The 7,052-nt window shown below is 73.8% G+C and carries 9 protein-coding genes; 3 read left to right on the top strand and 6 right to left on the bottom strand.

Going from position 1 to position 7,052, the window contains the following annotated elements; all coding sequences use genetic code 11:
• Positions 1-110: 110 nt before the first annotated feature.
• From ACGFXC_RS17530 to ACGFXC_RS17510, 5 genes are all read right to left on the bottom strand, one after another.
• The gene (locus ACGFXC_RS17530; RefSeq protein WP_393713640.1) at positions 111-707 is read right to left on the bottom strand and encodes a PepSY domain-containing protein; all 597 of its coding nucleotides are present in this window, start codon (positions 705-707) and stop codon (positions 111-113) included.
• A 140-nt stretch (positions 708-847) separates the two neighbouring features.
• Complete coding sequence (locus tag ACGFXC_RS17525) at positions 848-1,324, bottom strand: MarR family winged helix-turn-helix transcriptional regulator (RefSeq protein WP_393713817.1); 477 nt, start codon at positions 1,322-1,324, stop codon at positions 848-850.
• A gap of 85 nt (positions 1,325-1,409) precedes the next feature.
• The gene (locus ACGFXC_RS17520; RefSeq protein ID WP_393713815.1) at positions 1,410-2,210 is read right to left on the bottom strand and encodes an AIM24 family protein; all 801 of its coding nucleotides are present in this window, start codon (positions 2,208-2,210) and stop codon (positions 1,410-1,412) included.
• Between the two features lie 14 nt (positions 2,211-2,224).
• Positions 2,225-2,875 carry an AIM24 family protein gene (locus ACGFXC_RS17515; protein WP_351830126.1) on the bottom strand — a complete coding sequence of 217 codons (651 nt, stop codon included), beginning with the start codon at positions 2,873-2,875 and terminating at the stop codon, positions 2,225-2,227.
• A complete protein-coding gene (locus ACGFXC_RS17510) occupies positions 2,875-3,513 on the bottom strand; it encodes an AIM24 family protein (protein WP_351830128.1) in 639 nt (212 codons plus the stop codon). Before ACGFXC_RS17510 ends, ACGFXC_RS17515 begins: the two co-directional genes overlap by 1 nt.
• A gap of 150 nt (positions 3,514-3,663) precedes the next feature.
• Between ACGFXC_RS17510 and ACGFXC_RS17505 the strand changes: the two genes are divergently transcribed.
• Both ACGFXC_RS17505 and ACGFXC_RS17500 read left to right on the top strand, forming a co-directional pair.
• Positions 3,664-4,008, top strand: coding sequence for a DUF3817 domain-containing protein (locus ACGFXC_RS17505; protein ID WP_393713638.1), 345 nt, complete (start codon positions 3,664-3,666; stop codon positions 4,006-4,008).
• On the top strand, positions 4,005-4,301 hold the full coding sequence (locus tag ACGFXC_RS17500; RefSeq protein ID WP_351830131.1) for an MTH1187 family thiamine-binding protein: 297 nt from the start codon (positions 4,005-4,007) through the stop codon (positions 4,299-4,301). The genes ACGFXC_RS17505 and ACGFXC_RS17500 overlap by 4 nt, the downstream gene beginning before the upstream one ends.
• Before the next feature lie 30 nt (positions 4,302-4,331).
• Here the strand turns inward: ACGFXC_RS17500 and ACGFXC_RS17495 are convergent, their stop codons facing one another.
• A complete protein-coding gene (locus tag ACGFXC_RS17495; RefSeq protein WP_393713636.1) occupies positions 4,332-5,330 on the bottom strand; it encodes a DUF5937 family protein in 999 nt (332 codons plus the stop codon).
• A 279-nt stretch (positions 5,331-5,609) separates the two neighbouring features.
• Here ACGFXC_RS17495 and ACGFXC_RS17490 point away from each other — a divergent pair, with 279 nt between their 5' ends.
• A complete protein-coding gene (locus ACGFXC_RS17490; RefSeq protein ID WP_393713634.1) occupies positions 5,610-7,037 on the top strand; it encodes an MFS transporter in 1,428 nt (475 codons plus the stop codon).
• Positions 7,038-7,052: the final 15 nt, after the last annotated feature.

Genomic DNA, 7,052 nt, shown 5'->3' with positions numbered 1-7,052 from the left:
GGCCCCCCCCCCCCCCGCCCCCGCCGGCGGGGCGGGCGGGGCGGCGGGGGGGGGGGGGGGGGGGGGGGGCGCCCCCCGGGGGCCCCCCCCCCCCGCCCCGGCGTCGGACGTCAGCCGTTGTCGTCGCTGCCGTCGTTGTCGTCGTCGGAGTCCGCCGGGACCACCTTGCCGGTCCCGGCGTCGATGCCGACGTTCTTCGTCTTGCCGTCGGAGGCCTTGACCTCCACGTTCCAGTAGTCGGCGACCCCGTTGTCGTTGTCGTCGTCCCATTCCAGCGACCAGACCTTGCCCGGGCCGGCGGCCAGCGCCGCCTTCATCGCCTTCGCGGCGTCGACCTTGGCGGCGACCAGGCTCTTGTACTCGTTGCCGTCGTCATCGTCGTTGTCGTCCTGGTTGCGCTGGGTGACGGCGCCGGAGGAGGAGACCTCCACCTCGGAGTGGCTCTTGCCGTTCTTGCCGACCACGTCCACGTGCCAGACGGACCCGTCCTTGTCGAGGGACTCGACGAAGCCCGGGTACTTCTTCAGGGCCGCGGCCGCCGCTCCCGCGGCGTCGACGTCGGCGCGGGCGGCGGGGGCCGCGGCGGCGGACGGGAGGGTTCTCGTCGCGGCGGACGCGGCCGCTGCGGACGCGGCGGCCGGGCCCGCGAGGAGCAGTCCTCCGGCCAGCAGGGCGGTGACCACGGGGGCGTGGAGCGTGCGCTTCATGGGACCTCCTCGGGCCGGTCGGGGGCCGGCCGGCGATGGGCGGTACCGCCCATTCTGCGGCCGGCCGCCCGACGGGGCGCGGCGGAGCGTCCGCAGGCCCGGGGAGGGCGTCCCCCGCCCCCGGTGGGGGCGGGCTGCGCTCAGATCTTGCCGCGGTTGTCGCGCAGGTGCTCCGCGACGGGCCGCAGCGACTCCCGCAGGGCCGCGAGGGCCTCGGGGGGCAGCAGGTCGATGAAGTGCTCGCGCACCGACGCCACGTGCCGCGGGGCGACCTTGCGCATGGTCTCCATGCCCTCGTCCGTGAGCACGGCGTACAGGCCGCGGCGGTCGGACTCGCAGTTCACCCGGCGCACCAGGCCCGCCGTCTCCATGCGGGTGATCTGGTGGGACAGCCGGCTCTTGGACTGCAGCGTGGCGGTGGCCAGATCGCTCATGCGCATCCGGTGGCCGTCCGATTCCGAGAGGTTCACGAGGATCTCGTAATCGTTGTTGGTGAGTCCGAAGGGCTGGAGATCCTTTTCCAGCTGGTGCATCAGCAGCCTGCTGACGTCCAGGTGGGTGCGCCAGGCGCACTGTTCGGCATCGCTCAGCCAGCGGGTGGCCGTCTCGGTCTCCATGGTCTCCATGAATGAACTCTACCTAAGAAGTTGAATTACGTACAAAGATGGGAGGTGCGGCCGCCGTATCCGGCCGCACCGGGTCTCACAGTCCGAGCCGCCGCTGGATGTCACCCAGCTGTCCGGGCATCCGCGGCACGCCCAGCTGCCCCAGCGGGCCCTGACCGGCCCCCGGGACGCCCTGGGCGTTGCCCGTGGCGGCTCCGGCGCCCACCGCTCCGACCGACTGCTCGGCCATCAGCATCTCCGACGACTGGAGCAGGACCGTCCCCGCCCCGACGAACTCGAACTGGTGCTCCTCGCCCGAGGTGCCGCCGAGGCCGGTGAGCGAGCGCAGCCCGCCCATCACGCCCGTCATGTAGCCGTGGTCGTAGTGGTGGCACGGCGAGGGGCAGTCCGCCCAGCCGACCAGTGCCTGCGGGTCCACGCGCATCGGCGGCTCCATGAACACCACCGGTCCGTTGGACGCCGCCACGAACTTCCCGGTTCCGATCAGGGTCAGGAACCCCGGCACGATCGACTGCTTGAGGGCGAGCGTGGGCTGGTACGCCAGCAGGTTCCCCGACCGGATGGTCAGGTTGCCGTTCTCCAGGTCGTACGAGTTCACGTCGAAGGCCCGGTCGGCCAGCAGCATCTTGCCCTGGCCCTCGGCCACCACCCAGTCGCTGGCGTGCAGCGGCGAGTGGAAACTGGTGCGCAGCAGCCGGTCGAAGCGGCCGTTGCCGATGCCGTTGAACTCGATGCGCCCGTAGTAGGCGATCATCTTGCCCTTCTGCAGGAACCACTGGCTCCCCTTGAGCTCCACGCAGAAGGTGTAGGCGTTCACGTTGTCGTCGGAGGGCAGGCTGTGCGGGTCGAAGACCGTCGGGCCGCCGGGACCGCCCATCACGGGACCGAAGTTCACAGCTTTTCCTCCGAGGCCTGTACGAAGACGGCGCCCTGGCCGGACAGCTCCAGCTGGAACGCCTCGCCCGAACCGCGTCCGACCATGTCCCGCCAGCCCAGTGCGGCGGACAGCTTGTTCCTGACGTCCCCGTGGTGGGCCACGTACGCCTGCGGGTCGACGTGGACCGGCCGGTTCGGGGTGATGGGGAGCTCGATGACCCCGCCGTGGGCCATCACGGCGACGGAGCCGTGGCCCTTGAGGGTGGTGGTGAACAGGCCCTGCCCGGTCACCTGACCGCGCACCATGCCCATGACACCGCCCTGCGAGCCCATGAACATCGTGCCCTGCTGGAGGGTGCCGTCGAAGGCCAGCAGCCGGTCGGCCTCGACGTAGAGCGTCTCGCCGGTCAGGCCGATCACCTGGATGTGGTGGCCGCCGTGGCCGAACATCACGGTGCCGTTGCCCTCGACGCTCATCAGCGGCGTCTGCTCGTTGGCCACCCGGCGCCCGATCATGCCCATCACGCCGCCCTGGCCCCCGGTCAGGCTCGGCGTGAAGGAGACCTCGCCGCGGTAGGCGAGCATCGCCCCGCGCTGGCTGTACATCTTCTGCCCGGGCACCACCTGGGCCTCGACCATCTTCGAGTTGATCTCGCGGAACGGCATCAGACGTCGCCCCCGATGGTGTTGCGCTCGCTGGGCTGCACGTAGACCAGGCCCTCGCCCTCGAAGCGGATCTGGAAGGCCTCGCCGGAGCCCTCGCCGATCAGGGTGCGGAAGGTCACACCGGACTGGAAGGACTGCTGGAGGTTCCCGGTGTGCGCGATGTACGCCCCCGGGTCCACCGACAGCGGGTACTGGGCGCTGACCCGCAGCACCACGGCCGGCCCGTCCGACATGATCGCCGCCTGGCCGGAACCCTCGACGGTCGTCGTGAAGAGCCCGTTGCCGGTGGTCGCGCCGCGCAGACCGGTGAAGGTCGTGCCGGTGCGCAGGCCGGCGTCCGTGCACAGCAGGTTGCTGGACTCGACGTAGAGCTTCTCGCCGCGCAGATTGACCAGATTGATCTCACTCGCGCGGTCTGCGAAGAAGCAGGTGCCGTGTCCCTGTACTTCCATCACCGTCATCTGTTCGCCGGTCAGCCGGCGGGTCACCATGCCGCGGAGGCCTTCGCCGCCGCCTGTCATCTTCTTGAAGGCCATCTGGCCGTCGTACGCGACCATGGCGCCGTTCTTCGCTTTCACGGCGTCACCGGTCAGGTCGACGGCGAGCACCTTGCTGCCTTGGAGTCGGAACTGAGCCACGGGAAAGAAGGTATCGGCAGCGGGCGGGCCCGAACAGGGCCCCGTGGCCGATATGCGCCACACTCGCGCGGGCGCGGGGGCCCGGAACAAGATCGGCGGGGGCGGCTGAGACACTGGTGGGGCCCCGGCCGCCACTCCCGAAGGTTCCACGTGGACATCAAGACCGCCTCCGCCCTGCACCGGCTGCGCCTCATCTCCGTTCCGGAGGCGCTGTCGTTCCCGGCCCTGCTGATCTTCGGTTCGCTGCTGAAGCGGACGACGGACATCGACTACCTGATGATGCCGCTCGGGATCCTGCACGGGATCCTGTTCGTCATCTACGCGCTCTTCCTGCTGGACGTGTGGAACAAGGCGAAGTGGCCGCTCAAGAAGGTCGCCCTCTTCTTCCTGCTCGCCCTGGTGCCCTTCGGCGGGCTCTACGGCGACAAGCTGCTCAAGCGCGACGAGACCGACAGCGTCATCGCCGCCCGCGCGCGTCAGGCGGCCGACGCATGATCATCGCGTTCTCGGTGACCCCGCTGGGGGTCGGTGAAGAGGTCGGCGAGTACGTCGCCGACGCCGTGCGCGTGGTGCGCGAATCCGGGCTGCCCAACCGCACCGACGCGATGTTCACCACCGTCGAGGGGGAGTGGGACGAGGTGATGGACGTGGTCAGGCGTGCGGTGGCCGCCGTGGAGGCGCGGGCGCCCCGGGTGTCCTTCATCCTCAAGGCCGACATCCGGCCCGGGGTCAGCGACGGCATGACCTCGAAGATCGAGACGGTGGAGCGGCACCTCGCGGAAGGCTGACCGCCACCGCCCCGGCCCTCCGCGGCCGGGTTACGGGGAGGCGCCCGCGGCCAGTGCGATGGCCAGCGGGGTGCGTTCGTAGAGCACCTGGCGGCCGTGCCGGGCCGGGATCAGCAGGCCCGCCGCGCGCAGTGCCGACAGGTGGGCGGAGACCGTCGAGGGCGCCAGGCCCAGGCGCGCGGCCAGCGCGGTGGTCGAGGCGGGCTCGTCCAGCGCGCACAGCACCTCCGCCCGGGCCCGCCCCAGCAGCCCGGCCAGCGCGCGCGGGGCCGGTCCGGGCGAGGCCGTCCACAGCGCGCCGATGCCCCGCGCCGGGTACGCCAGCGTGGGCTGCCACGGGGGGTCGTAGCCGCCGGCCACCTCGGGCCAGACGAAGGCGCTCGGCATCAGCAGGAGCCCCTGGCCGCCGAGTTCGCGGTCGTGGTGGGAGGGGCGCTCGACGGTGAGGGTGGCGGTCCCGCCGGACCAGCGCAGACCGGGGTGGAGGCCGTCGAAGAGGGCTTCGAGCCCGCCCGCCGCCAGTCGCCGGGAGTGGAAGAGGACGTCCGCCTCCAGCAGGGCCCGCAGCCGCGGCCAGTGCGGGGCGACCAGCGCCCGCCAGGCGGCCTCCGTCAGATCGGCCAGCTCCGCCACCGCCCGCGCGGGATCCGCCAGCATCCGCCGGCCGAGGGGACTGTCCAGGGCGCCCGGGGTGCAGGCCAGCGACCTGCGGAGGTCTTCGTGCGCCGCCCGGGGATCGTCGGCGGCCGCGCGGACCCGGGCCAGCTCCTCCTCGAAGGTCGCCGAAGGGCCGAGCGGGGGCGGGCTCAGCAGGTCCGGGTGGTGTCCCCGGCGCGGCATCAGCAGCCACAGCGGCCGCAGGTCCAGCCCGGCCGCGTCGGCCCGGACGCGGCGCAGCCAGGGCAGGTGGTACGCCTGCCGGTCCGGGCGCCGCAGCACGCGCACGGCCTCCTGCGTCTCCCAGCGCGGGGAGATCCCGAAACGGCAGCGCAGCAGGTCGGCGGGGCCGAAGCGGTAGTGGTTGCCCATGGGTGCAGTCTCCCCGTCACCGGGCCCGGATTCGCCCCGTACCGAATCCATGGCCCCCGCCCCTCGGTCCGCCCGAAGCTACCTCCCATGTCCCTCTCCCCGGCCCCCGACCCGTCCCGCCCGCCCCGGGCGCCCGCCCCGACCCCGCCGCCCGTTCCCGCGCCCGGTGCCGGCCCGCCGCCCGTTCCGGGCCCGCCGCCCGGTCCGGTGTCCGGTGCCGGCCCGACGCCCGTTCCGGGCCCGCCGGGCGTTCCCGCGCCCGGTTCCGGTTCCGGTCCGGTGTCCGGTGCCGGGCCCGTCCCGGCGCCGGGCCCGCCGGGCGTTTCCGGGCTCGGTTCCGGTTCCGGTCCGGTGTCCGGCTCCGCTCCGGTTCCGGCGTGTGGTTCCGGTTCCGGCCCGGCATCCGGCTCCGGACCGGAACCGGCGGCCGGGGGTTCCGGCGCGGGGTACCGGGGGCTGTTCCGGGTCGGGGAGTTCCGGGCCGTGTTCGCCGCGCACCTGCTGTCGCTGCTCGGCGTCGTCGTTGCCGAGATCTCCCTCACCGTCCTCGTCTACCGAGCCACCGGCTCCGCCCTGATGAGCGCGCTCACCTTCGCCCTCGGCTTCCTGCCCTACGCCCTCGGCGGCACCCTCCTCGCCGGGCTCGCCGACCGGTACCCGGCCCGCCGGCTCCTCGTCGCCTGCGACCTGTTCTGCGCGGGCTGCGCGGCGGCGATGGTCTGGCCGGGCACCCCCGTCGCCGGGATCCTCGCCCTGCGCTGCGCCATGGCCTTCGTCGCCCCGCTGTTCCAGGGGGCCCGCAGCGCCTCCCTGGCCGACATCCTCGGCCCCGGCGAGGCCTTCGTCCTCGGCCGCTCGCTGCTGCGCATGGTGTCCCAGAGCGCCCAGCTCGCCGGCTTCGGCCTCGGCGGGCTGCTGCTGACCTTCCTCGCCCCCCGCGGGGCGCTCGCCCTCACCGCCGCCGGGTTCCTCACCTCCGCCCTGCTGCTGCGCCTCGGCACCCGCGCCCGCCCCGCCCGCACCGCCACCGCCCGCACCGCCACCGCCGCACGGGGCGCGCTCCGCGCCGGGCTCGGCGCCCTGCTCGGCGACCGCCGGATGCGGGCGCTCACCCTGCTGTGCTGGCTGCCGCCCGCCTTCGCCGTCGTCCCGGAGGCGCTCCTCACCCCGTACGCCGACGGCATCGGCGCGGGCACCGGCGCGCTCGGGCTGCTGATGTGCGCGCTCCCCGTCGGCACCATCGCGGGGGAGCTCGCCGCCGGCTCCCTGCTCACCGCCCGCACCCGCGCCCGGCTCACCGCCCCGCTGGCCGCCGTCGCCCTGCTGCCGCTGCTCGGCTACGCCGTCCGCCCCGGCGTGCCCGTCGTCCTCGCGGCGCTCCTGCTGTCCGGGCTCGCGCACGCGTACGCGCTCGACCTCGACCGGATGTACGTGGACGCCGTCCCCGAAGAGCTGCGCGGCCGGGCGATGACCCTGCTCGGCACCGGCCTGATGACCCTCCAGGGCGTCGGCATGGCCCTCGCCGGAGCCGCCGCCGAGTTCTTCCCGGCGCACGCCGTGGTCACCGGCGCCGCGGTCCTCGGCACGGCCGCCGTCCTGCCGCTGCTCGCCGCGCTGCGCGCCACGGAGCCCCCGCGCACGCCGGACCGCCCCGCGCGCTCCGCGCGCCCCGGGCCGAGTGGTGAGACGGGGCTGACCGCCAAATAGCGGCCCGGTAGGGTC

Origin of the sequence: Streptomyces sp. NPDC048507, assembly GCF_043199995.1 — a bacterium.
Taxonomy (GTDB): Bacteria; Actinomycetota; Actinomycetes; order Streptomycetales; family Streptomycetaceae; genus Streptomyces.
This window is presented reverse-complemented; position numbering and strand designations above follow the sequence as displayed.